Origin of the sequence: Streptosporangium amethystogenes (assembly GCF_000721075.1) — a bacterium.
Lineage (GTDB): Bacteria > Actinomycetota > Actinomycetes > Streptosporangiales > Streptosporangiaceae > Streptosporangium > Streptosporangium amethystogenes.
On sequence record NZ_JOEQ01000011.1, the window covers coordinates 41,452 to 63,947 of the forward strand.

The 22,496-nt window shown below is 70.1% G+C and carries 24 protein-coding genes and 1 tRNA gene; 21 read left to right on the top strand and 4 right to left on the bottom strand.

Features of this window, described 5'->3' with window-relative positions; translation table 11 throughout:
- Positions 1-150: 150 nt before the first annotated feature.
- The 8 genes from IG98_RS0117515 (at position 151) to IG98_RS0117550 (ending at position 6,769) form a co-directional block, all read left to right on the top strand.
- A complete protein-coding gene (locus IG98_RS0117515) occupies positions 151-975 on the top strand; it encodes a ThuA domain-containing protein (protein WP_245651605.1) in 825 nt (274 codons plus the stop codon).
- Positions 972-1,967, top strand: a complete 996-nt coding sequence (locus IG98_RS0117520) for a hydroxyacid dehydrogenase (RefSeq protein WP_030913044.1) — start codon at positions 972-974, stop codon at positions 1,965-1,967. Before IG98_RS0117515 ends, IG98_RS0117520 begins: the two co-directional genes overlap by 4 nt.
- A 186-nt stretch (positions 1,968-2,153) precedes the next feature.
- A complete protein-coding gene (locus tag IG98_RS0117525) occupies positions 2,154-3,074 on the top strand; it encodes an NADP-dependent oxidoreductase (RefSeq protein WP_030913053.1) in 921 nt (306 codons plus the stop codon).
- A gap of 275 nt (positions 3,075-3,349) precedes the next feature.
- Complete coding sequence (locus IG98_RS53360) at positions 3,350-4,216, top strand: lytic polysaccharide monooxygenase (protein WP_245651606.1); 867 nt, start codon at positions 3,350-3,352, stop codon at positions 4,214-4,216.
- A gap of 217 nt (positions 4,217-4,433) precedes the next feature.
- Positions 4,434-5,120 carry a DUF305 domain-containing protein gene (locus IG98_RS0117535; RefSeq protein WP_051752302.1) on the top strand — a complete coding sequence of 229 codons (687 nt, stop codon included), beginning with the start codon at positions 4,434-4,436 and terminating at the stop codon, positions 5,118-5,120.
- Between the two features lie 68 nt (positions 5,121-5,188).
- Complete coding sequence (locus IG98_RS0117540; protein ID WP_030913061.1) at positions 5,189-6,025, top strand: MetQ/NlpA family ABC transporter substrate-binding protein; 837 nt, start codon at positions 5,189-5,191, stop codon at positions 6,023-6,025.
- Positions 6,026-6,188: 163 nt separating this feature from the next.
- The gene (locus IG98_RS0117545) at positions 6,189-6,455 is read left to right on the top strand and encodes a DUF6458 family protein (protein ID WP_030913064.1); all 267 of its coding nucleotides are present in this window, start codon (positions 6,189-6,191) and stop codon (positions 6,453-6,455) included.
- 86 nt (positions 6,456-6,541) lie between these two features.
- Positions 6,542-6,769: a DUF4235 domain-containing protein gene (locus IG98_RS0117550; protein ID WP_030913067.1), complete on the top strand. Its 228-nt coding sequence runs from the start codon at positions 6,542-6,544 to the stop codon at positions 6,767-6,769.
- 114 nt (positions 6,770-6,883) lie between these two features.
- Here IG98_RS0117550 and IG98_RS0117555 read toward each other — a convergent pair whose 3' ends face one another.
- Positions 6,884-8,104 carry a glycosyltransferase gene (locus tag IG98_RS0117555; protein ID WP_037970649.1) on the bottom strand — a complete coding sequence of 407 codons (1,221 nt, stop codon included), beginning with the start codon at positions 8,102-8,104 and terminating at the stop codon, positions 6,884-6,886.
- A 146-nt stretch (positions 8,105-8,250) separates the two neighbouring features.
- Here IG98_RS0117555 and IG98_RS0117560 point away from each other — a divergent pair, with 146 nt between their 5' ends.
- Positions 8,251-8,496, top strand: coding sequence for a BON domain-containing protein (locus tag IG98_RS0117560; RefSeq protein ID WP_030913072.1), 246 nt, complete (start codon positions 8,251-8,253; stop codon positions 8,494-8,496).
- The gene (locus IG98_RS0117565) at positions 8,493-9,206 is read left to right on the top strand and encodes a metallophosphoesterase family protein (protein ID WP_211264007.1); all 714 of its coding nucleotides are present in this window, start codon (positions 8,493-8,495) and stop codon (positions 9,204-9,206) included. The genes IG98_RS0117560 and IG98_RS0117565 overlap by 4 nt, the downstream gene beginning before the upstream one ends.
- Positions 9,207-9,416: 210 nt before the next feature.
- Here the strand turns inward: IG98_RS0117565 and IG98_RS51935 are convergent, their stop codons facing one another.
- Together IG98_RS51935 and IG98_RS0117575 are read right to left on the bottom strand one after the other, a co-directional pair.
- Positions 9,417-9,566, bottom strand: coding sequence for a GPGG-motif small membrane protein (locus IG98_RS51935; protein ID WP_165959640.1), 150 nt, complete (start codon positions 9,564-9,566; stop codon positions 9,417-9,419).
- Between the two features lie 22 nt (positions 9,567-9,588).
- The gene (locus IG98_RS0117575; RefSeq protein WP_051752304.1) at positions 9,589-10,101 is read right to left on the bottom strand and encodes a DUF6328 family protein; all 513 of its coding nucleotides are present in this window, start codon (positions 10,099-10,101) and stop codon (positions 9,589-9,591) included.
- A 66-nt stretch (positions 10,102-10,167) separates the two neighbouring features.
- On the opposite strand from IG98_RS0117575, the gene IG98_RS0117580 reads away from it, so the two are divergent.
- Positions 10,168-10,764, top strand: a complete 597-nt coding sequence (locus tag IG98_RS0117580) for a nucleotidyltransferase family protein (RefSeq protein ID WP_030913078.1) — start codon at positions 10,168-10,170, stop codon at positions 10,762-10,764.
- 78 nt (positions 10,765-10,842) lie between these two features.
- Here IG98_RS0117580 and IG98_RS0117585 read toward each other — a convergent pair whose 3' ends face one another.
- The gene (locus IG98_RS0117585; protein ID WP_030913080.1) at positions 10,843-11,214 is read right to left on the bottom strand and encodes a hypothetical protein; all 372 of its coding nucleotides are present in this window, start codon (positions 11,212-11,214) and stop codon (positions 10,843-10,845) included.
- A gap of 250 nt (positions 11,215-11,464) precedes the next feature.
- Between IG98_RS0117585 and IG98_RS0117590 the strand changes: the two genes are divergently transcribed.
- The 10 genes from IG98_RS0117590 to IG98_RS0117635 all read left to right on the top strand — a co-directional run bounded on the left by IG98_RS0117590 (position 11,465) and on the right by IG98_RS0117635 (position 22,430).
- Positions 11,465-11,538, top strand: a tRNA-Lys gene (locus tag IG98_RS0117590).
- A gap of 298 nt (positions 11,539-11,836) precedes the next feature.
- On the top strand, positions 11,837-12,889 hold the full coding sequence (locus IG98_RS0117595) for a LacI family DNA-binding transcriptional regulator (protein WP_030913082.1): 1,053 nt from the start codon (positions 11,837-11,839) through the stop codon (positions 12,887-12,889).
- Between the two features lie 82 nt (positions 12,890-12,971).
- Positions 12,972-14,030 (top strand): sugar ABC transporter substrate-binding protein, encoded by a 1,059-nt coding sequence (locus IG98_RS0117600; protein ID WP_084195423.1) that lies wholly within the window; start codon positions 12,972-12,974, stop codon positions 14,028-14,030.
- A gap of 50 nt (positions 14,031-14,080) precedes the next feature.
- The gene (locus IG98_RS0117605; RefSeq protein WP_030913087.1) at positions 14,081-15,568 is read left to right on the top strand and encodes a sugar ABC transporter ATP-binding protein; all 1,488 of its coding nucleotides are present in this window, start codon (positions 14,081-14,083) and stop codon (positions 15,566-15,568) included.
- A 16-nt stretch (positions 15,569-15,584) separates the two neighbouring features.
- Entirely contained in the window at positions 15,585-16,583 is a 999-nt protein-coding gene (locus tag IG98_RS0117610) for an ABC transporter permease (RefSeq protein WP_051752308.1), read from the top strand.
- Entirely contained in the window at positions 16,583-17,335 is a 753-nt protein-coding gene (locus IG98_RS0117615; RefSeq protein ID WP_051752309.1) for an enoyl-CoA hydratase/isomerase family protein, read from the top strand. The genes IG98_RS0117610 and IG98_RS0117615 overlap by 1 nt, the downstream gene beginning before the upstream one ends.
- A 7-nt stretch (positions 17,336-17,342) precedes the next feature.
- Entirely contained in the window at positions 17,343-18,899 is a 1,557-nt protein-coding gene (locus IG98_RS0117620) for an aldehyde dehydrogenase family protein (RefSeq protein ID WP_169750134.1), read from the top strand.
- Positions 18,896-19,675 carry an SDR family NAD(P)-dependent oxidoreductase gene (locus IG98_RS0117625; RefSeq protein ID WP_051752311.1) on the top strand — a complete coding sequence of 260 codons (780 nt, stop codon included), beginning with the start codon at positions 18,896-18,898 and terminating at the stop codon, positions 19,673-19,675. The genes IG98_RS0117620 and IG98_RS0117625 overlap by 4 nt, the downstream gene beginning before the upstream one ends.
- The gene (locus IG98_RS0117630) at positions 19,675-21,273 is read left to right on the top strand and encodes an acyl CoA:acetate/3-ketoacid CoA transferase (RefSeq protein WP_051752313.1); all 1,599 of its coding nucleotides are present in this window, start codon (positions 19,675-19,677) and stop codon (positions 21,271-21,273) included. The genes IG98_RS0117625 and IG98_RS0117630 overlap by 1 nt, the downstream gene beginning before the upstream one ends.
- Entirely contained in the window at positions 21,273-22,430 is a 1,158-nt protein-coding gene (locus tag IG98_RS0117635) for a dihydrodipicolinate synthase family protein (protein WP_030913099.1), read from the top strand. Before IG98_RS0117630 ends, IG98_RS0117635 begins: the two co-directional genes overlap by 1 nt.
- The last annotated feature ends 66 nt before the right edge of the window (positions 22,431-22,496 follow it).

Below are 22,496 nucleotides of genomic sequence, written 5' to 3' on the forward strand. Positions count from 1 at the left end.
TGTCACCGTGTCCGTATCCGGACAGAGGCGTGCCACGTCACCTTCGCCGCGGCGGGCGCCCGGTACGTGCGGGCGCCCGGTACGTACGGGTGTACGGCACGCGGCGGGTCACCGTCTGGGGCTACTCGCCGTGGGAAATGAAGGTCTACGGTGCGTAATGTCATCGCGGTCATCACCGCGCTGCTCGTCACGATCGGATTGGGGGCGCCGGCCATGGCAGCGGACCCGGCCTACAAGGTACTCGTCTTCTCCAAGACCGCGGGGTTCCGGCACGACGCCATCCCCGCGGGCATCACCGCGCTGCGCGGGCTGGCGGCCGAGAACGGCTTCACCGTCGACGCCACCGAGGACGCCGCCGCCTTCAGCACGGCCAACCTGGCCGGGTACCGGGCGGTGGTCTTCCTGCTGACCTCCGGCGACGTGCTGAACGCCGCGCAGCAGACGGCGTTCGAGTCCTACATCGCGGGCGGCGGCGGATACGTGGGCGTCCACTCGGCCGCCGACACCGAGTACGACTGGGCCTTCTACGGCGGCCTGGTCGGCGCCTACTTCTCCTCCCACCCGGCCATCCAGCAGGCGACCGTACGGGTGGAGGACCGCACGCACCCCTCGACGGCCCACCTGCCGGCGACCTGGGTGCGCACCGACGAGCTGTACAACTACCGCACCAACCCCCGCTCCGCCGCCCACGTGCTGGCCACGCTGGACGAGTCGACCTACTCGGGCGGGTCGATGGGAGCGGACCACCCGATCGCCTGGTGCAGGCCGTACCAGGGCGGCCGGGCCTGGTACACCGGCCTCGGTCACACCATCGAGTCCTACACCGAGCCGAACTTCCGGGCGCACCTGTACGGCGGGCTCCGCTACGCGGCCGGGGTCGCTCCCGCCGGCTGCGGCGCCACCCCCGCCCCCACGCCGACGGCCTCCCCGGGGAACGCGTTGCTGTCGTCGGGGCGTCCGGTCACCGCCCGATGACCACTCCCGCGGCGTTCGCCATGCAGCCCCTGCTGCTGCCCGAGATCTTCCCCGCCGACCTGCGGCGCCGGTTGTCGCTGGTGACGCGGATGGACGAGCGGGTGATCGAATCCTTCGACGGGCCGCTCGACGTGGAGATCCTGATCACCGGCTGGGGGTGTCCGAGGATCGACGCGGACGTGCTGGCCGCGGCTCCACGGCTGCGGGCGGTCGTGCACGCCGCCGGCAGCGTCAAGGGGCACCTCACCAGCGAGGTGTTCGACAGGGGCATCGCGGTCTCCTCGGCGGCCGAGGCCAACGCGCTGCCGGTGGCCGAGTTCACCCTGGCGATGCTCGTACTGGCCGCCAAGCAGGCCATCGTCAAGGCACGCGCGTACTCCACGCGGGGCTGGTCGGGCGACCCGCTGCCCGGGGTGGCGACGCCGAGCGAGGGCGGCGGCCTGATCGGGGCGGTGGTCGGCGTCATCGGCGCCTCCCGGGTCGGACGGCTGGTGATGGAGCGGCTCCGTGCTCACGGTGCGCACATCCTGCTCAGCGACCCGTACATCGGCCCCGCTCAGGCGGCGGACCTCGGGGCCAGGCAGGTGCCGCTCGACGACCTCTGCCGCGAGGCCGAGCTGGTCACCGTGCACGCCCCCGCGCTGCCGGAGACCCGCGGGCTGCTCGACGAGCGCCGCCTCGCGCTGCTGCGCGATGGCGCGGTGCTGGTGAACACCGCCCGGGGCTCCCTGATCGACACCGACGCCCTGGTACGGCACTGCGCCACCGGTCGCATCGGCGCCGTCCTCGATGTGACCGATCCCGAGCCGCTGCCCCTCGGGCATCCGCTGCTCGCCCTGCCGAACGTCCTGGTCACCCCGCATCTCAGCGGAGCCAGGGGCAGGGAACTGCGCCGCCTGGGCGAGTTCGCGGTCGCGGAGGTCGAGCGGCTGGCGCGGGGCCTTCCGCTCCTCGGCGCGGTCCGGCCGGCGGATCTGGACCGGATCGCCTGACGTCCCGGCCGGTCGGGGAGATCCGCGAGGAGTCGGTCGCGCACAACCGGGTGGCCGCCCGCACAGGCGCCGTGGGGATGGCGGCGCGACCGCGGCTTCCTCCGGTACGGAAGGCGCACGGCTTGACCTCAATCATGCTTGAGGTTGCAGGCTGGGTGGCGGCGTACACAAGTGGAGGGGAACCCTGTGAAGGCAGCTGCTTTTTTCGAGTTCGGTGGTCCAGAGGTGCTGCGGCTGACGGAGCTTCCCACGCCCGAGGCGGGCGAGGGGCAGGTGCGGGTGCGGGTCAGGGCCGCGGGCGTGCAGCCGTTCGACCTGGCCATCAGGGAGGGGTGGACTCCGCCGGGAGTGAACGAAGAGCTGCCCCGGGTGCCCGGCAACGAGTTCTCCGGGGTCGTCGACCAGATGGGAGCGGGGGTGGAGGGGCTCGTGGACGGGATCTTCGTCGGCGCCGAGGTGCTGGGCTTCACCCTGCTCAACGCCTATGCCGAGTACGTGGTCGTGCCCGCGGGGAACGTCACGCCCAAGCCTGCGGGCATGCCCTGGGAGGTGGCGGGCGGTTTCACCGCAGGGACCCAGACGGCCCACATGGCGCTGCGGCAGCTCGGGGTGGGGGAGGGGGACACGCTCCTGGTGCACGCCGCGGCGGGCGCGGTCGGCACCGCCGCGGTCCAGCTCGGTCGGCTCTGGGGGGCCACGGTGATCGGCACCGCGCGTGAGGAGAACCACGACTACCTGCGCGACCTCGGTGCGATCCCGGTCGCGTACGGCGAGGGCCTGCTGGAGCGGGTCCGTGACCTGGCGCCCGGCGGAGTGGACATGGTGCTGGACGGCGCGGGCGGCGAGGCGTTCGACATCTCCCTGGAGCTGGTGAAGGGGGAGCGTCTTCTCACGCTGGTCGAGCACGGCAGGGCCGCCGAGCTGGGGGCTCAGCGGACCAGGGGGGAGCGGCTGGCGTCCCGCCTCGCCGAGCTCGCCGCCCTGTACGCCGAGGGCAGGCTCGTCTTCCCGGTGCGCGGGACCTACCCGCTGGAGCGGGCCGCGGACGCCCACCGGGAGCTTGGGACCAGGCACGGCAGGGGCAAGGTCGTGCTGGTCGTGGACTGAGGCGCGGGCTTCCGGAGGGAACAGGGGTGCCTCCGGAAGCCCGGTATCGGGCGGGGGAGGGGCAAGGTCGTGCCGGCAGTGGACCGAGGCCGGACCGGCCGGAGGGTGCCGAGTTCGTCCGCCGGGAGCCTTGGATCGGGCCGGTCAGGGATCTGTATCCTCGTTCGACTGGCATTATGGGACGGACTCTTAGTAAGGTTTCTTATTAATAACGTGCTATCCGTCGGCTCGTTGGACATGTCCCGCCTCCATTCCCCAACCCAGGAGGAGTCCACGTGCATCTGCGACACAAGGTGGCCACCGGTGCCGCCGCGGCGCTCAGCGTAGGGTCCCTGCTCGCGCTGCTGCCGTCCACCGCGGCGGTCGCCCACGGTTCCATGTCGAACCCGCCCAGCCGGGCCTACGTCTGCAAGACGGAGGGCCCGGAGACCCCCAAGTCCGACGCGTGCAAGGCGGCCGTCGCGGCCGGAGGCACCCAGGCCTTCTACGACTGGCACGAGGTGTCCCGGCTCGAAGCCGGCGGCAACCACCGCCAGATCATTCCCGACGGCCAGCTCTGCGGCGCCGGGCGCGACAAGTACCGGGGGCTCAACCTCACCAGGGCCGACTGGCCCGCCACCTCGGTCTCCCCGGGACCGCTGACGGTCACCTACCACGCGACCGCGCCGCACGCGAACAGCAACTTCGAGTTCTACATCACCAAGCAGAGCTGGGACCCGACCCAGCCGCTGAAGTGGTCGGATCTGGAGCACATCAAGACCTTCAACAACCAGAACCCCAGTACGTTCACCAACTGGACGATCAACCTCCCGCAGCGGAGTGGCCGCCAGCTCATCTTCTCGATCTGGCAGCGCATCGTGGGCAGCACCGAGGCCTTCTACACCTGCTCGGACGTGAACTTCGGCGGGGGAGGCAACCCCAGCCCCACGCCGACCCCGACGGTGACCCCCACGCAGACCCCGACCCCGACCCCGACCGTCACCCCGACGAGCCAGCCGGGTGGTACCTGGCAGGCGGGCACCGCCTACGCGGCGGGCGCCACGGTGACCTACGGGGGCGTGACCTACCGGTGCCTGCAGACGCACACCGCGCTGGCGGGCTGGGAGCCGCCGAACGTGCCGGCTCTCTGGCAGCGCGTCTGACCCGTTGACGTCCGGCCGGGACGAGCCATCGCCCCGGCCGGACGTTCTCCCCCGAGGTCCCGCACCGGTTCCGCCGGTCCGAAGGCGAGGGCGCCGCGCGGCACACGTACGGCGGCCTGGTCCTCGCCGCCACCGAACAGCACACCGAATCACGCGGCACCGTGCCGCGCTTCCTCCCCGGGACCAGAGTCCGGGGTCTCCACCCTGGAGGTATTCGATGAGACGTGCGGTCCCGGGGGTCGTCCTGGGCGTCCTGCTGCTCGCGGGCTGCGGTGCCCACAGCATCCAGGAGCTTCGGGGCGGCGCATCCGGTCACGCGGGGCACGGCGCCGCCGCCCAGAGTGCCGGTCAGGGGTCCGATCATGACGCGCACGATGGACACGGTGCGGGTCAGGGGGTGCCCAGCCCGTCGCCCGCCCCGCCGACGGGGACCGCCGAGGGGGTCGCCTTCAACGCCCCCGACGTGATGTTCCTGCAGATGATGGTGCCGCACAACGCGCAGGTGGTGCGGCTGGTGCGGCTGGCACGGGAGCGGCAGGTCCGCCCCGAGGTCTCCGAGCTCGCCGAGGCGATCGGGGTGACCCAGGAGCGCGAGTCCAGCACCATGTCCGGCCTGCTGGCCGCCTGGGGGCAGCCCGCGACGGCACCGGACGACGAGCACGCCGCGCACGGCGGGATGCCCGGGGTGAGCGAGGAGGAGGTGGCGGCGCTCACCGGGGCGCCCCCGGCCGAGTTCGAGAGAAGGTTCCTCGACATGCTCATCGCCCAGCAGGACGACGCCTCCCAGATGGCCAGGGTGGAGGTCGCGACCGGGTTGCACACCAAGGTCACCGAGATGGCGAAACGCGTCGATATCTCGCGTACAGCGCAGATCGCGCAGATGCTCGCTTTGCGCGATAAATAAGGATTTGTCCCTTTCCCCTCTTCTGTGAGATATTTCCTACCAGCTGTAAGGGGAATTAGGGGAGAATCATGCGCAAGATATTTGGGATCGTGGCCGGACTGATCCTGGCCGGGACCCTGGCCGGATGCGGGGGGACGTCCACCGACACGGCCCAACCGGCCGACGGCACGCCGAAGGCCGATGCCCCGCTCAAGGTCGGGGTCAACCCCGTACCTCACGGCGAGGTGCTCAAGTACGTCAAGGACAACCTCGCCGCCGGTGCCGGGCTGAACCTGGAGATCGTCGAGTTCACCGACTACGTCCAGCCCAACACCCAGCTCGACGAGGGCAACCTGGACGCGAACTACTTCCAGCACATCCCGTATCTGGAGGAGTTCTCCAAGGGCAAGAACATCCAGCTCAGCTGGGTCGTCCCGGTCCACATCGAGCCGCTCGGCCTGTACTCCAAGAAGATCAAGAACGTCTCCGAGCTCGCCGAGGGCGCCCAGGTGGCCGTGCCCAACGACGCGAGCAACCTCGGCCGTTCGCTCAAGCTGCTGGCCGACAACGGCCTGATCACTCTCGCCGAGGGTGTCGGCGTCAAGGCCACCGAGCGCGACGTCGCCGACAACCCCAAGAAGCTGGAGTTCAAGCCCCTTGAGGCCGCCCAGCTGCCCCGCTCCCTGGAGGACGTGGACGCCGCGATCGTCAACGGCAACTACGCCCTGGAGGCCGGGCTGCAGCCCGCGACCGACTCCCTGCTCCTGGAGAAGGGCGAGGGCAACCCGTACGCCAACGGCCTGGTCACCGTCCCGGCCAAGGTGGACGACCCTCGGATCAAGAAGCTCGCCGAGATCCTGACCGGCGCCGAGGTCAAGAAGTTCATCGAGGACAAGTACAAGGGCGCGGTCCTGCCCGCCCGGTAACCGATTCTTCGCCGTTGACTCACGGGGCCTGACGACTTTTCCGAAGTCGTCAGGCCCCGTGACGTCCATGGGGATGCCGTGGTCGGCATCTGTCTCCGCCGGGTGACGTTTGGGAGCCGTGTGGAGGATAGATGTGATGCGTTGGCTCGAAGGAGGAGATCCCATGACCATCGCAGGCGGCATCATTCTCATCATGCTCGGCGCCATTCTCACCTGGGCGGTCGAATTCGACATCGCCGGGTTCGACATCAACGTCGTCGGTGTCATCCTGATGATCGGCGGTCTCGCATGGCTCCTGTTCGCCGTGTACCGGCTCAGCATCGCCCGCCGGGCGGTGGCGGACTCGACGGCCACCACCGTGGTCGAGGACCCGGTCGCGCACCGTCGCGTCTACGAGGAGCGGCACTACAACGACCCCCCGGTCGTGTGAGTTAGGTACCGGTCCGGAAGGGTAGGCGTGCCTTCCGGTCAATCGAACGGAAGGGCGAGACGTTGAGCAGGGTCGTATCCCGCAGTATGAGCGCCGCGAGTGGAATGCTCGGTGGCGCGATCGCCGGAGCCGTCTTCAAGCAGGTCTGGAAGTTCGCGTCGGGCAAGGACGACGCGCCCCAGGCGACCTCGGATGAGTACGGCTGGCGAGAGGTTCTCGTGGCGGCTGCCATCCAGGGAGCGATCTTCGGTGTGGTCAAGGCCGCGATCGACCGTTCCGCGGCGCGCAGCATCCACAGAGCCACCGGCAAGTGATCACCCGCCGGGCCCTCCGGGGCCCGGTGTTCGATCTCCAGCCAAAGGCCGCCGGTCCCGACGGGACCGGCGGCCTTTCTGGTTTTTCGTCCTGATTCCGGGAGCGGGGAGCCGTCAGGCGACGCCCGGGTACGAGCGGGCGCCGCCCTTCCGCCATGCCGGGAGGCGGGAGGAGAGCACCTCCGCGTACACGGTGGCGGTCTGGGCGGCGATCTTGTTCCAGTCGTAGTCGGAGCGTGCCCGGACGGCGGCGGCGGCGCCGTACGCCGCCAGCAGGTCCGGCGCGGCGAGCAGCCGGCGCAGCACGCCCCCCAGGGTGCGCGGCTCGCGAGGCGGGACCAGTAGGCCGGTGACCCCGGGGACGACGGTGTCCAGGTGCCCGCCCACCGCGGACGCCACCACCGGCACCCCGCAGGCCATGGCCTCCACCGGCACGATGCCGAACGGCTCGTACCAGGACATGCTGACCACGGCGTTCGCCGAGCGCATCAGGACCGGGACGCGCTCGCGGGCCACCTTGCCGAGGAACCTGACCCGGTCCGCCACGCCGTGCCTGACGGCCACCCGCGAGAGCCTGCCCACCTCGGGGTCGTCCGGGTGGCCGCCGGCGACGAGCAGCCTGGCGCCGGGGACGTGGGCGAGGGCCTGGACCGTGGTGTCCACGCCCTTACGGGGCACGGGACGGCCGATGGCGAGCAGGACGGGGCCCGGACCGAGATCGGCGCGCGGGCCCAGCGGGGTGAAGGAGCGCACGTCGACGCCGCAGGGCACGACGCTCGTACGGCGGTGCGGCACGCCCATCCGGCGTAGTTCCGCCACCTCGTCGGCGCAGGTCGCGACGACCGCGTCCGTCTGGTGGGCGATCATCGCCTCGATCCCGAGGCGCTCGCGCGGGCTGGTGTCCGCCGCGCCCTGGTGGCGGAGCTTGACCGTACCGAGGGCGTGGAAGGTGTGCGCGATGGGGACGTCGACCTCCCTCGCGGCGACCAGGGCCGCCAGGCCGCTCATCCAGAAGTGGCTGTGCACCATGTCGGGCGGTGCGGCGTTCCAGCGCCTGGCCAGCCACAGGCCGAAGTCCGGCATCCAGGGGAGCAGGTCGTCCTTGGACAGGATCATGGCCGGACCGGCCGGGACGTGGACCACCGTGACCCCGGGGGCCAGGGCGACACTCTCCCGCTGGAAGGCGCACTCCCTGCGGGTGTAGACCGTCACCTCGTGCCCACGCGCGGCGAGCGCGATGGAGAGGGCTGCGACATGGACGTTCTGGCCTCCGGCGTCGGCTCCGCCGACGGTCGCGAGGGGGCTGGCATGTTCCGAAACCATGGCGATCTTCATAGGCACGTCTCCGCCGTGTCATGCGGGGCAGGCGTGCCCGCGTCCTGGGCACAACGGCCTCCCCTGCCCTCGGCAGGGGTTTTAAACGTGTTTGACCTTGAGTTCCATGGGAAGGCGAGCCTTTTTGGACGGAAAGGAGTTCGACGATGGAGGCTCCGCAGTACGTCGCCGCGCGCGTGCAGGGCGCGCTCGCCGAGGACGAGAGAACCACGGAACTCGGCGTCCGGGTGGATGTCCGAAATGATCAGCTCTACCTGCGCGGCCAGGTCACCAGTGCCGACCGCCGCGCGCTGATCGCCAAGGTGGCCGGAGAGGCGGCCCCCGGCCTGGTCGTCCACAACGAGATCGATGTCGTGAGCGTGGTGGAGCCGGTGAGGGAGGAGCAACTGTGAGCGCGCTGCGGATCGCGGCGGTCGGGGATGTGCACCTGGACGAGAGTCTCAGGGGGGATTACCGCAGGCGGCTCGACGGCATCGAGGATCGGGCCGACGTGCTGCTGCTCGCCGGCGACCTGACCCGGCACGGCACCATGGAGGAGGGGGAGGTGGTGGCGGACGAGTTCCGGGACCTGCCGATCCCGGTGGTGGCGGTGCTCGGCAACCACGACTACCACTCCGACCGGCCCGCTGAGATCGCCGCGCTGTTGCGCGGGTCCGGGATCGAGGTCCTGCACGACGACGCGACGGTGATCGACATCGACGGGGTGCGGCTCGGCGTGGCCGGCGGCAAGGGCTTCGGCGGAGGGTACGCGGGCAAGTGCGCCAGCGACTTCGGTGAGCCGGAGATCAAGGCGTTCGTCGGTCATACCAAGCGGATCGCCGATCGCTGGCGGGTGGCGCTGAAGGAGCTGGAGGCCGACTACCGGGTCGTGCTGTCCCACTACTCGCCGGTCAAGGACACCCTCGACGGGGAACCGCTGGAGATCTACCCCTTCCTCGGCAGCTACCTGCTGGCCGAGGCGGTCGACGCCGAGGGCGCCGACCTGATCATCCACGGGCACGCGCACGCCGGTACGGAGAAGGGCGTCACCCCGGGCGGCATCCGGGTGCGCAACGTGGCGCTGCCGGTGCTGGGCCGGGCATACGGGGTGTACCTCTTGTAGACGGGTACCTTCCCGCCGCCGGGCGCACCGCAATGAGGGCCGTCGGCGGCGGAGGAGGAGGGCGGACAAGAAGAAGCGGGCCGGGGAGACCCGGCCCGCGAGGCTTCTTGGGAGTTCGGGGCGACTTGCGTTTCTACGAGCGCGAAGCTCGCGTCGAATGGTCTAGTGGGCCGACACTGAACGGGTGCTTTCGCGAGCGCGGGGCTCGCGTCAGACATTGAAGATGCTCACACCCCCGGGGCCGACGAGGAAGCCGAGGACGATGAGGACGATCCCCCAGAGGAGGTCGCGACGGGCCAGGATCACATAGATCCCGGAGATGACGAGGATAACTGCGATGATCCAAAGTAGGGTAGCCATAACCGGCCTCTGCCCTCACAATTCATGACTTAACATCCTCATCATCCTCTGTTCGGTATAGATCAATTATTGGTTGAATGAACCACAGCCAGGCGCTGGACAGGGCCACGGTTCCGCCGAACACCGCCGCGGGCCAGGCGTTGATGACCGTCTCCGCGACCAGCGCGACCGAGCTCGTCATCGCGACCGCGAGCCCGGCGGCCCCCGCTATGCCGAGTCCGTTGGCACGGTGCAGCATCTTCTCCTTCAGGCCGGTCCGGAACAGCAGGCGGTGCTGGGCGGCGGGGGTGATGAAGCAGACGGACGCGATGGCGGCACTCAGCAGGGCGATGAAGAACAGCCAGTGCCCCAGAACGTCCACCTTGTTGAAGCCCGCGGCGAACGGCAGCGTCAGCAGGAAGGCGAAAAGCACCTGTACACCGGTGACCGCGACGCGCAGGCCCTGCAGAAGCTCGCCGAGCTCGCGGTCGACGCGTTCCTTACGGCTTTCTCCAGGATGGGGGGTTTCTTTTTGCGTATGTTCGACCTGAACCATACGCCCCGTTTACCCGAGTCAAAGTCCGGCATGCCTACCGTGGAGGCTATGGGGTACGCGTGAGCCATGGGCAGCCACAGTCATGAGGTCACGGACGCAATCCTGGAAACGCTGAAGCGGGCGAGCAGCGGGCTGAAGGAGGCGGATATCAGGTTCGCGCTCGCCGGAGGCTGTGCGGCGTACGCGCGCGGGGCCGCACCCTCGCTGCACGACGTCGACTTCGTCCTCCCCGTCGAGGACGTGCCGCTCGCGCTCGAAGCGCTGGGCAAGCTGGGCTTCGAGACGGTCAAACCGCCGGAGGACTGGCTGGTCAAGGCATTCGACGAGGGCAGGCTGGTGGATCTGATCTTCTCGATCTGCGATCACCCGATCACCCCGGAGCTGCTGAAGCGGGCCGAGCCGATGAAGACCTCGGCGGTGATCCTGCCCGTCCTGGAGGCCACCGACCTGGTCATCTCGTGGCTGCTGCCGTTCTCCGAGCACACCTGCGACTACGGCTCGCTGCTGCCCCAGGTCCGTGCCCTGCGCGAGCAGGTCGACTGGAACCGTGTCGCCGCCGTCGTGCAGGACTCCCCGTACGCCTCCACCTTCCTCACCCTTCTCGGGCGCCTCGATGTCATCCCCGACTCCCTCGACTCCTCGGGCGACCCGACCTGGCCATGAAGTGCCGTCGGGGCGGCACCGGAAACGAGAGGGGCCCCGCCGGGTGGCGGGGCCCCTCTCGTCGTTCAGCGTGCCGGATCAGACGGTGCCCGGTCCGCTCCCGAACGGGAAGCGGCCGTAGTACTCGCCGACGCGGTCCCGGTAGGCGGACTCCTTGAAGTTGGCCTCGTCGAACTCGGGCGCGTCCTTGATCTCGTGCTTGGTGCGCGCGACGTAGACCTTCTTCTCCTGCGGGTCGATCTGGGTCACGGTGCTCGCCGGCAGCAGGACCTTCTTGCCGAAGATCCACGGGCCGGTGTCGACGACGAGGTAGCTCTCGCCGACCTCGTAGGTCGCCTCGTCGACGGAGCCGATCTTCCCGTCGGTGGCCTCCACGTGGTACCCGGCGACGTCGAGCGTCTTGTCCTGGCCGTACACGTCGGAGCGGTAGTTCCAGAGCTCGGGCTGCATGGTTGAACATCTCCCTTGATTCGGGTTCTCCGGGCTCCGGTCAAGTACCCGAGCGAGGGGCACTAAACGGGGTCCGTCCACGTCAGCCGGTACGGAACACCGCCCTGCCCTTCTCGAACCGCAGGTCGCCGCGTGATTCCGCGCTCCCGCCCCGCCCGGCGAAATCGCAGCCGGCACATGTTCGTTGATGCTCATATGTCGGCGTATGTACGGACTACAGCGCCGGGTCCGGTACCCTTGTGGAGGTCGGGCGCCGCTAGCTCAGTTGGTTAGAGCAGCTGACTCTTAATCAGCGGGTCCGGGGTTCGAGTCCCTGGCGGCGCACATCACATGTGATCGGCGCGTTTCCCTTCCATCGGGGAGACGCGCCGGTCGCGTTTACCCCCTGATGCGCGGTCTGTGTTCGCTCCAGCGCCATCCACCCGGCAGAACGACCCCTCGACGGTCCGGACGCCCGTGGCACACCCGGCGAGACCGGAGAAGATGCCGCGGGAGATGCTTCTCCGAGGCCGGGATGCCGTAGACCGGCAGGTCAGAGGCCGCAAGGTTAACATGGTGAGGGCTTCGGAAACATTTCGGAAACATATTGACCCCACTGTGTGGTACAGCCAACATGATGGCCATGGTGAACCGGTTTCCTGAAGCTCGACGCACGACGATCAACGATGTCGCGTCGCTCGCCGGAGTTTCCAAGGCGACCGTGTCGAAGTTCCTGAGTACGACCGACTACTACATGTCGCAGGAGACCCGGGCCAAGATCGAGCGCGCCATCGAGGAGCTCAACTACCACCCGAACGCGCTGGCCCAGGGGCTTTCGAGCAGACGTTCCTACGCGATCGGCGTCGTCGTGGCGAGCATCACCAATCCCTTCTACCCGGAACTGGTGGCCGGCGTGGAAGAGGTCATCGACCCGGCCGGTTACACCCTGTTGCTGGGAGCGATCGCGGAGAGCAAGGCGAAGGAGGCCGCGGTCGTCCGCACGATGATCCAGCGACGGGTCGACGGAGCGATCATCGCCTCGGCCACCATGCGGGACGGCGGGGTGCAGCAACTGGTCAAGGCCGGGATCAACGTGGTGGTCGCCAGCCGGGAACTCGCCAAGCCGGTGGCCGACACCGTTGTGATTGACAACCGGATGGGCGGGCGGCTGGCCGCCGAGCACCTCCGTCAACACGGCTTTGAGCAGGCTGTCTACCTGACGGGGCCGCTCGACGTCCTGGCCTTCCGGCACCGGCTCGAAGGGTTCCGCAGCGTCTACGGCGAAGCCGATGGAGCGCTCCACATCGCGCGCAGCAGCGAGCTCTCGGACGCCACCGAGGCGGCGGCGAGCCTGCTCGCCGGGCTGCGCCGACCGGCGGCGGTCTTCGCCGCCAGCGACACCCTGGCCGTCGGGCTGATGACGGCGGCGCACTCACTCGGAGTGAGTGTCCCCGAGGACATCGCGCTGATCGGATTCGACAACGTCTGGGTCGGCCAGGTGCCGGGCGTCTCGCTCACCACCGTGGACAGCAAGGCGCGGCAGGTCGGCGCGGTGGCGGCGGGCATCCTCGCCGAGCGCATCGGCAGGCACCCGAGCGGCAGTCCCGGTGGGCGTACCCCGCCGGAGCGGCGCGTCCTGGCGCCGGAACTCGTCGTCCGCGGATCCTGCGGATGCCGGCGGACGGCGACAACGTGAGAGTCCAGCACGGTCCCCAATCAGCACGGGCTTTTGGGAAACCGGTTTCTATCCATCCATCCCCCTTAGAAGGAAAGCAGCAATGAGGAAGACAGCAGCTATCGCGTTGGCGTCGATCCTGGCGCTCGGTGTCTCGGCATGCAGCTCGGCGACGTCCGCCGAGGAGTCCGGCGCCGGAGGGTCGTACACCTACACCAGCGACCAGGAAGGCGTGAAGTCGCTCGACGGCGTCGCCCTGGCCTCGACCATCGGTGAGCTCAAGCCCGCCAAGAAGTACCGGGTCGCGGTGATCCTCAAGGCCCTCACGAACCAGTACTGGCAGGGCATCCAGAAGGGCGCGAAGGCCGCCGCCGACAAGTACGGGGTCGAGGTGACCATTCAGGCCGCGAGCAGCGAGAAGGCCCAGACCGAGCAGCTCACGATCGCCCAGACGCTCGTCGGCCAGAAGTTCGACGCCTACGTGGTGGCTCCCGAGAGCACCTCCAACCTGAACCCGGCGCTCAACCAGATGCGCTCGCAGCAGGCGCCCGTTGTCAACGTCGACGACGCCCGTGTCCCCGCGACCGTCTTCATCGGCCCGAACCACGAGGAGAACGGCATCCAGGCGGCGGACGAGCTGGCGAAGCTGTTCCCCGACGGCGGTGAGGTCGCGCAGGTCGAGGGGCAGTCGGGCTCCAGCGCGGCGATCCTGCGGATCAAGGGTTTCAAGGAGGGCGTCGCCAAGCACTCGAACCTCAAGCTGGTCGCCAGCGTCCCCGGCAACTGGGACGCGAACGCCTCCTATGCCGCGGCGCAGCAGATCATCCGGCAGAACCCGAACCTCAAGGGCATCTACGCCAACAACGACACGATGGCGATCGGCGTCGCCAAGGCCGTCCAGGAGTCGGGCAAGAAGGTCGCGGTGATCGGCACGGACGGTGTTCCGGAGGCGATCTCCGGCGTCCGGAACGAATCGATGGCCGCGACCGTCAGCCCGCTGCCCTACTACGAGGGCTTCTGGGCGGTCGAGTCGGCCATCGGCCTGCTGGAGGGCAAGGAGATCGCCCCCTGGGTCGTCGCGCCCGCCCAGCTGATCACCAAGGAGAACGTGGACCAGTTCTACGACACCGAGGGCCAGGTCATCACGGACCTCTACAAGTGACCGTCGGGTGAGCCTCTCCCTTCGAACCACGTACCGATCGAGATGATGAGATGACGACCGACCGGCCCATGCTGGAGATCAAGAAACTCAGCAAATCCTTCCCCGGCGTCAGGGCCCTGCACGAGGTCGACCTGACCGCCTACCCCGGTGAGATCCACGCCCTGCTGGGCGAGAACGGCGCAGGAAAGTCGACGTTGCTGAAGACGCTGTTCGGCGTCCAGCAGCCCGACAGCGGCGAGGTCTGGTTCGAGGGGGAGCGGCGCTCGTTCTCCCAGCCCAGTGACGCCCTGCACGCCGGACTCGCCATGGTTCACCAGGAACTGAGCCTGGTACCGCAGTTCACGGCGGTCCAGAACGTCGTGCTGGGACGGGAGAAGGCCCGTGCCGGGTTCATCGACTGGCGTGAGGCCCGCGAACGGGCGGAGAAGTCCCTCGGACGGCTCGGTTTCGACGCCCGGATGGACATCCCCGTGCGGCGGCTCAGCGTCGCCCAGCAGCAACTCGTCGAGATCGCCCGGGCGCTGGCCGTCGGCGCGCGCCTGATCATCCTGGACGAGCCGACCGCCTCGCTGACCACGCAGGAGAGCGAGCAGCTCTTCGCCCTGCTCGAACGGCTCCGCGCCGAGGGCCGCGGCATCATCTACGTCTCGCATCGGCTCGCCGAGGTCATGGCGCTGTCGGACCGGGTCACCGTGCTGCGCGACGGCACGCTTGTCGGCACCCGTACCCGGGCGGAGATCAAGAACGAGACCGACCTGGTCAAGCTGATGGTCGGCCGGAACGTCGACGCGATCAGCAGGGTGGAACGTTCCGAAGGCCCCGGCGAGGAGATCCTGCGGATCGAGGGCCTGTCCAGCGCCGAGGGCGTCGCCGACTGCTCGCTGTCGGTCCGGCGCGGTGAGATCGTCGGCCTGGCGGGAATGGTCGGTGCGGGACGGACCGAGCTGGTCCGCGGGCTGATCGGCGCGGACCGGGTGACGGGCGGCGCGGTGTGGATCAGAGGGGAACGCGTCCACATCGGCTCCCCTGCGGACGCCGTCAAGGCGGGGATCGCGTTCCTGCCCGAGGACCGTAAGCACCAGGGCCTCGTGCTCCACATGAGCGCGGCGTCCAACGCGACACTGATCAAGCCGCCGCGCCGGCGCGGCCTGCTGGACCGGCGCGCGCAGCGCGAGCAGACCCGCGCGCTGCTGACGCAGCTCAACGCCGACATCGACCCCGGCTATCCGGTCGGCAAGCTGAGCGGTGGCACCCAGCAGAAGGTGGTCCTCGCCCGCTGGCTGAAGACCGCCAGCGACATCTTCATCTTCGACGAGCCCACCCGCGGCGTCGACGTCGGCGCCAAGGGGGAGATCCACGCACTCATACGAGAGCTCGCCGAGGAGGGCAAGGCCATCGTGATGGTCTCGTCGGACCTTCCCGAAGTAATCGGGATGAGCGACCGGGTGGTGGTGATGCGCCGCGGACGCATCGTCGCCGAACTCAGCCGGTCGCAGATCTCGGAAGAAGCCATCGTCCACCACGCCGCGGCGAGCTGACGGTCCAAGGAGAACCATGAGCAACCACACCACCCTCGAGCGGAAATCGGCGACCGAGACGCCGCTGTCCGCCGTGCGGGGACGCCTCGACGTCGCCGCGACCGCACGTCAGGCCGGGCTGGTCGGCGTCATCCTCGTCCTCGTCCTCGGTTTCGGGCTCGCCAGGCCGCTGTTCCTCGACGGCGGCAACCTGATGAACATCCTGCTGCAGGCATCGGTGGTCGGCGTCCTGGCGCTGGGGCAGACGTTCGTCCTGATCACCGGCGGCATCGACCTGTCCATCGGCTCGACCGTCGCGATGTGCGCGGTGGTCAGCGGGTTGCTGTCGCACTCGCTGCCGGTGCCGCTCGCCATCATCGGCGGCATCGCGGTCGGCGCCCTGGCCGGTCTGGTCAACGGGCTCCTCATCACGATGACGAACATCACGCCGTTCATCGTGACGCTCGGCAGCATGAGCATCTACGCCGGGATCGCCCTGATCATCGCGGGCGGCCAGGCCGTGTACGACATCCCGACCGGCTTCCAGGACGCCCTGGCCGGCCGGATCGCCGGGGTCCCGATCCCGGTGCTGCTGTTCGTCCTGCTCACGATCGTCGCGGCCGTGTGCCTGAAGCGGACCGTGTTCGGCGAGCACCTGACCGCCGTCGGCGGGAACGCCGAGGTCGCGCGGCTGGCCGGCATCAACGTCAAGCGCTACACCGCGGCGGCCTACGTCCTCTCCGGCGCGGCGGCCGGGCTGGCCGGGACCATCCTGGTCGCCCGTCTCGGCGCGGCCGACCCGACGCTCGGCGCGGACCTGCTGCTGACGGCCATCGCCGCCACCGTCATGGGCGGTACGAAGCTCGCCGGCGGCGAGGGCAGCATGTACGGCGCGGCGTTCGGCGCGATCATCATCGCGACGCTGACCGCCGGCCTGACCACGTTGAACGTCCAGGCGTTCTACCAGCAGGTCGCCGTCGGCTCCGCGATCATCATCGCCCTGCTGATCGACCAGGTAGCCCGGGGACGGCGCTGATGCCGGTACTTCTCGACGTCGACGAGCGGGGTCTGGCGACCCTGACCCTGGACCGCTACGCCAAGCGCAACTCGCTCGATGAGGCCATGCTCGAATCGTTCGGCGAGGCACTCGGCGCGATCGAGGCCGACCCGCGGATCCGGGTGGTGGTACTGCGCGGGAGCAACGGCTTCTTCTGCGCGGGCGCCGACATCGCCGACTGGGCGGACCCGGGCCCGGTCACCGCCGATCGGCTGTCACGCCTCGGCACGGCCACCTTCGCACGGCTCGCCGCGCTGAGCGTGCCCACCGTCGCGATGATCGAGCGCAGCGCGCTCGGCGGCGGCCTGGAGCTGGCGCTCGCCTGCGACCTGCGCGTCACCACCGAGGACGCCGGCCTCGGCTACCCCGAGACGAGGCTGGGGAACCTGACGGCGTGGGGCGGCATCGCCCGGCTGGTGGACACGGTCGGGCTGGCCCAGGCGCGCCGGCTGTTCCTCACCGCGACGGCGATCTCCGGAGCCGAGGCGGCGCGCATCGGCCTCGTCACGCACGCCGTACCGGCCGACCGGCTCGAAGAGACCGTCGAGGAGCTCGTCACGGCCGTCATCGCCTGCGAACCGCTCGCGCTGCGGGTCGTCAAGGACATTCTGGCCGGATACCAGACCCGGGTGACGGCCGAGCCGACTCTCGCCGCGTTCTTCAGCTTCTCGGACGCCTCGCGCCGGCGGAAAGAGGCGTTCGTCAAGCGCAGGTCCACGACAACGAAGTGAGAGCATCGTGAACACCACTGGATTCCCCCTCGACGTCGCCGGACGCGACCTCGGTGACCTGTTGGACCGTGCCAAAGTGCCCGCCGGGGACGGCCCGCCGCTCCTCGGCTCGCTGGTCGGCGGCAGCGCCGTCGCCCCGCAGGGCGAGGGCACGGTCCGGATCAGCCCGGCCACCGGACAGCCCCTGTTCCGGGCGGGCGACGAGTCGACCTCCGTGGTCGAGGCCGCGGTCGCCCGCGCCCGGAGCAGTTTCGACACCGGGCGGTGGGGACGGGCCTCCGGCCGCGACCGCGCCCGCGTCCTGGCCCGGACGGCGCAGCTGATGGAGGCCCGCGCGGACGACCTGGCCGAACTGGTCGTGCTGGAGACGGGCAAACCGATCCGCGAGGCCCGCGGCGAGGTCGCCGCGGCCGTCAACGCGTTCGAGTACTTCTCCGGGCTGGCCAGGGACGTCAACGGACGGACGGTCCGTGACATCGACGCGTCGGTGTTCGCGTTCACCGTGCGGGAGCCCGCCGGGGTCGCGGGCCTGATCGTCCCGTGGAACTTCCCGCTCGGCATCCTCGGGCAGAAGTTGCCGCCCGCACTGGCCGCCGGCTGCACCGTCGTGGTCAAGCCGAGCCCGCTGACCCCGCTCACCGCACTCGCCGTCGTCTCGCTGCTGTACGAGGCCGGCCTGGAGCCCGACGCGGTCTCGGTGGTCCTCGGTGAGGGCCCCGCGGGCGCGGCGCTCGTCGCCCACCGCGAGGTGGACGTCGTCAGCTTCACCGGCTCGACCGCGACCGGCCGGCACATCGCCGCGCACGCGGGCTCGCAGCGGCTCAAGCGCGTCGCCCTGGAAGCGGGCGGCAAGACCCCGGTCCTGGTGACGGCGAACGCCGACCTGGACGAGGTCGTCGCGGGGCTGACGTTCGCCGCGTTCTTCAACCAGGGACAGGTGTGCGTCGCCGGGTCGCGGATCCTCGCCGACGCGTCCGTCGCGGACGAGCTGGGCGAGCGTCTCGCCGCGAGGGCGGCGGGTCTCCTCCTCGGCGACCCGTGGTCGGAGGCCACCCAGATGGGCCCGCTGATCTCCCAGCAGCACTTCGACGGGGTGAGCGCGGCGATCGAGACGTCCAGGCAGGAAGGCGTGCGGGTGCTGGCCGGTGGGGACCCCTCCGCGCCGGAGGCCACCGGAGCGCGCCCGTTCCTCGCGCCGACGGTGCTGGCGACCGACGACGACGGCTCGACCGCGGCCCGCGAGGAACTGTTCGGGCCGGTCACCGTCGTGCAGTCCTTCACCTCGCTCGACGAGGCGGTCACGCGCGCCAACGCCTCGGCGTACGGCCTGGCCGCCTCGGTGTGGAGCAATGATCTGCGCGAGGCGCTGGACCTGACGCTCCGGCTGCGCACCGGCACCGTGTGGATCAACGGCTCCACCGACGCCTTCCCCGAGCTCCCGCTCGGCGGTCGCCGTGACAGCGGCTACCAGGCCGAGTTCGGCCGCGAGGGCATGGAGTTCTTCACCGAGAACAAGACCGTCCAGGTCGGCCGTACGCGCAGAAAGGACTGGTACACCGCGTGAACGCGCAGGCAACCACGACCACCGCCCACCCGTCGCTGCGTGGCAGGACCGTGCTGGTGACCGGGGCGCTCGGCGGTCTCGGCACCGCGATCGTGGACGCGTTCGCGGCGTCCGAGGCGCGGGTCGCCGTTCACCATCTCGGCCAGGCCGGCGAGGCCGCCGAGCGGGTGCGCCGGCTCACGGAGGCGGGGACGGCCGCGATGGCCGTCGAGGCCGACATCACCGACTGGGACGCCGTCGAGGGGATGGTCGCCCGGGTCGGCTCCGAGCTGGGGCCGATCGACGTCCTGGTGAACAACGCCGGGTACATGGCTCCCGGACGGCTCGCCGAGATCTCCCTCGAAGAGTGGCGGAAGACGTTGACCGTCGACCTCGACGGCGTCTTCCTGTGCAGCCGTCACGTGCTCGGATCGATGCTCGAACGGGGGGCGGGCGTCATCGTCAACGTCTCGTCGCAGCTGGCCTTCAAGGGCGCCCGCGACTACGTCAGCTACTGTGCCGCCAAGGCCGGCGTCGCCGGGCTCACCCGGGCGCTGGCCCGCGAGGTCGGGCCGGCGGTCCGCGTCAACGCGATCGCCCCGGGGCCGGTGGACACTCCGTTCATCACCCCCTGGGCGACCGAGGAGTGGAAGCGGGAACGCACCGGTGACCTCGTCATCGGCAGGCTCGCGACGCCCGAGGAGATCGCGCCCACCGTGGCGTTCCTCGCCTCCGACGACGCCGCGCTCTACCACGGCCAGGTGCTGCACCTCAACGGCGGAGGGGTGATGGCCTGATGTCATCGTCGGACAGGAGCCGCCGCGGGCGGCCGGAATTCCGCACCGCGGCGGAGGCGGTCGCGATGATCGATGCCGGGGCCACCGTCGCGATCGGCGGCTCCGGCGGAGGACTGCTCGAACCGGACATGCTGCTCCGGGCATTGGGAAACCGGTTTCGTGAGACCGGCTCCCCGGCCGGCCTCACGCTCGTGCACACCACGGGCATCGGGGACCGCGAAGGCGGCGGCATGGACCATCTCGCGCTGCCCGGCCTCGCCCGCCGGATCATCGCCGGCAACTGGGGCATGGCCCCGAAGATGAGCGCGATGGCCGCGGCAGGGGAGTTCGAGGCGTACAACTTCCCGCAGGGCGTCATGAGCCAGCTCTTCCGCGACATCGCGGCGGGCCGTCCCGGGGTGCTCACGCACGTCGGCATCGGCACGTTCTGCGACCCGCGCCTGGAGGGTGGCAGGCTCAACGACCGCACCACCGAGGAACTCGTCGAGGTGGTGAGCCTGCGCGGGCAGGAGTGGCTGCTCTACCCGTCGCTGCCGATCGACGTCTGCTTCATCCGCGGCACCACCGCGGACGAGGACGGAAACATCACCTCCGAGCAGGAGGCCGCCCGGCTGGAGATGCTCGCCATCGCCCAGGCCACGCGGAACAGCGGCGGCCTCATCATCGCCCAGGTGAAGTACGTCGCCGAAGGGGGCTCGCTCGATCCGCGCGACGTCGTCGTGCCGGGCATGTGCGTCGACGTCGTCGTCGTCAACCCCGAGCAGCGGCAGGTGGTGACGCACGAGTACAACCCCGCGTTCGCCGGGGCCACCAAGGCCGCGCTCTCGTCGCTGCCGCCGTTCCCGCTCGACCAGCGCAAGGTCGTCGCGCGGCGGGCGCTGCGCGAGATCGCCGACGGGGACGTCGTCAACCTCGGCGTCGGGATCGCCGACGGGGTCGCGGCCGTCGCCGCCGAGGAGGGCTGGGTCGAGGACTTCACACTCACGATCGAGCAGGGGCTCGTCGGCGGTGTGCCGGCCCGCGGGGTCATCTTCGGCGTCGCCACGAACCCGGTCGCGATCCTGGACCAGCCCGCGCAGTTCGACTTCTACGACGGCGGCGGTCTGGACATCTGCTTCCTGGGCTTCGCCCAGATCGACCGGGCGGGCAACGTCAACGTGTCCAAGTTCGGCGGCAGGATCATTGGCACCGGCGGGTTCGTCAATATCTCGCAGAACGCCTCGACCGTGGTCTTCTGCGGCACGTTCAACGCGGGCGGGCTCCAGGCTGTGCCCGCCGACGGAAGCCTGGACATCCGCGTCGAGGGCAGGCACCGGAAGTTCGTCGACACGGTCGACCAGGTGACGTTCAGCGCGGCCGAGGCGCGCCGACGCGGCCAGCGGGTCCTGTACGTCACCGAACGGGCGGTCTTCGAGCTCGGCCCGGACGGGCTGGTGCTCATCGAGGTCGCACCCGGCGTCGACCCCCAGACCCAGGTCCTCGACCCGCTCGGCAACGGGGTGAAGGTCGCGGACCCCCTCACCGTGATGGACAAGGAGATCTTCGTGGACCGGCCCCTCGGGAGCGCCTGGCGGACGACGGGGACGGCGGGTTCGTGATGAGCGATGTCAGGATCATGCTGCCGGCACCGGACGGCGGGAAGCGCACCCACGTCCTGGCCGACCGGTCCCCGGTACACGACTTCACCGGCGGCCCGCCGACCTCCCGCACGGTGTACGCCGCCGCGCACGTCGTGGCCGACCCGCTGCACGACCCGCCGGGGCTGGACTGGGAGTCCACGCTGGCGTTCCGCCGGCACCTGTGGTCCCTGGGCCTGGGCGTCGCCGACGCCATGGACACCGCGCAGCGCGGTGGTGGCCTGGACTGGGCGGACGCCCGCGAGCTGATCGCCCGGTCGGGGGCCGAGGCGCGCGCCGTCGGTGGGGCGCTGGTCTGCGGAGCGATGACCGACCAGCTTGCCCCGACGGGCCGCTGGAGTCTCGGCGACATCGCCGAGGCGTACCTGGAGCAGGCCGGCTGGATCAGCCAGTCCGGCGGCACCCCGGTGATCATGGCGAGCCGTCACCTCGCCGCCGTCGCGCGGGGGGCCGACGACTATCACGAGGTGTACGGCAAGGTCCTCGACCAGGTCGATGGACCGGTCATGCTGCACTGGCTGGGCGAGGCGTTCGACCCCGTCATGGCCGGATACTGGGGTGGTGCCGACCTCGACCGGGCCACCGAGACGGTCCTGGCGATCCTCACCGAGCACCCCGGACGCGTCCGGGGGATCAAGATCTCCCTGCTCGACGCGGGACGCGAGGTCGACCTGCGGCGGCGGCTGCCCGAGGGCGTCGCCATGTTCACCGGGGATGACTTCAACTACGCCGAACTGATCCGGGGCGACGAGCACGGTCACAGCGAGGCGCTCCTCGGCGTGTTCGACGCGATCGCCGCGCCCGCGCGGGCCGCGCTCGCCCGGCTCGACGCCGGCGACCTCGACGGGTACGCCGCGCTGCTCGAACCGACGGTTCCCTTGGCCCGGCACCTGTTCGCGAGCCCGACCTCGGCCTACAAGACGGGCGTGGTCTTCCTGGCCTGGCTGAACGGCCACCAGGATCACTTCCACCTCGTCGGCGGCGCGCAGACCCTCCGCTCGGTACCCCATCTGGTGAGGCTGTTCGTCCTCGCCGACCGGGCGGGCGCGTTCGCCGACCCCGCGACGGCGGCGCGGCGGATGCGCTCGTTCCTCGCGGTCGCCGGGTTCGAGGCGTAGTCATGGACCCGCGACGACCCGGCCTCGACCAGGCGGGAACCCGGACGAGGACGCAGCGGGGAAGGG

Coding starts and splice junctions, on each gene's coding strand:
- IG98_RS0117635 (WP_030913099.1), top strand. CDS start 21,273: ATGAGCGATGTCAGGATCATGCTGCCGGCACCGGACGGCGGGAAGCGC.
- IG98_RS0117595 (WP_030913082.1), top strand. CDS start 11,837: ATGGTGAACCGGTTTCCTGAAGCTCGACGCACGACGATCAACGATGTC.
- IG98_RS0117580 (WP_030913078.1), top strand. CDS start 10,168: ATGGGCAGCCACAGTCATGAGGTCACGGACGCAATCCTGGAAACGCTG.
- IG98_RS0117550 (WP_030913067.1), top strand. CDS start 6,542: ATGAGCGCCGCGAGTGGAATGCTCGGTGGCGCGATCGCCGGAGCCGTC.
- IG98_RS0117600 (WP_084195423.1), top strand. CDS start 12,972: ATGAGGAAGACAGCAGCTATCGCGTTGGCGTCGATCCTGGCGCTCGGT.
- IG98_RS0117545 (WP_030913064.1), top strand. CDS start 6,189: ATGACCATCGCAGGCGGCATCATTCTCATCATGCTCGGCGCCATTCTC.
- IG98_RS0117615 (WP_051752309.1), top strand. CDS start 16,583: ATGCCGGTACTTCTCGACGTCGACGAGCGGGGTCTGGCGACCCTGACC.
- IG98_RS0117630 (WP_051752313.1), top strand. CDS start 19,675: ATGTCATCGTCGGACAGGAGCCGCCGCGGGCGGCCGGAATTCCGCACC.
- IG98_RS0117610 (WP_051752308.1), top strand. CDS start 15,585: ATGAGCAACCACACCACCCTCGAGCGGAAATCGGCGACCGAGACGCCG.
- IG98_RS0117560 (WP_030913072.1), top strand. CDS start 8,251: ATGGAGGCTCCGCAGTACGTCGCCGCGCGCGTGCAGGGCGCGCTCGCC.
- IG98_RS0117605 (WP_030913087.1), top strand. CDS start 14,081: ATGACGACCGACCGGCCCATGCTGGAGATCAAGAAACTCAGCAAATCC.
- IG98_RS0117520 (WP_030913044.1), top strand. CDS start 972: ATGACCACTCCCGCGGCGTTCGCCATGCAGCCCCTGCTGCTGCCCGAG.
- IG98_RS0117575 (WP_051752304.1), bottom strand. CDS start 10,101: ATGGTTCAGGTCGAACATACGCAAAAAGAAACCCCCCATCCTGGAGAA.
- IG98_RS0117540 (WP_030913061.1), top strand. CDS start 5,189: ATGCGCAAGATATTTGGGATCGTGGCCGGACTGATCCTGGCCGGGACC.
- IG98_RS0117555 (WP_037970649.1), bottom strand. CDS start 8,104: ATGAAGATCGCCATGGTTTCGGAACATGCCAGCCCCCTCGCGACCGTC.
- IG98_RS51935 (WP_165959640.1), bottom strand. CDS start 9,566: ATGGCTACCCTACTTTGGATCATCGCAGTTATCCTCGTCATCTCCGGG.
- IG98_RS0117535 (WP_051752302.1), top strand. CDS start 4,434: ATGAGACGTGCGGTCCCGGGGGTCGTCCTGGGCGTCCTGCTGCTCGCG.
- IG98_RS0117585 (WP_030913080.1), bottom strand. CDS start 11,214: ATGCAGCCCGAGCTCTGGAACTACCGCTCCGACGTGTACGGCCAGGAC.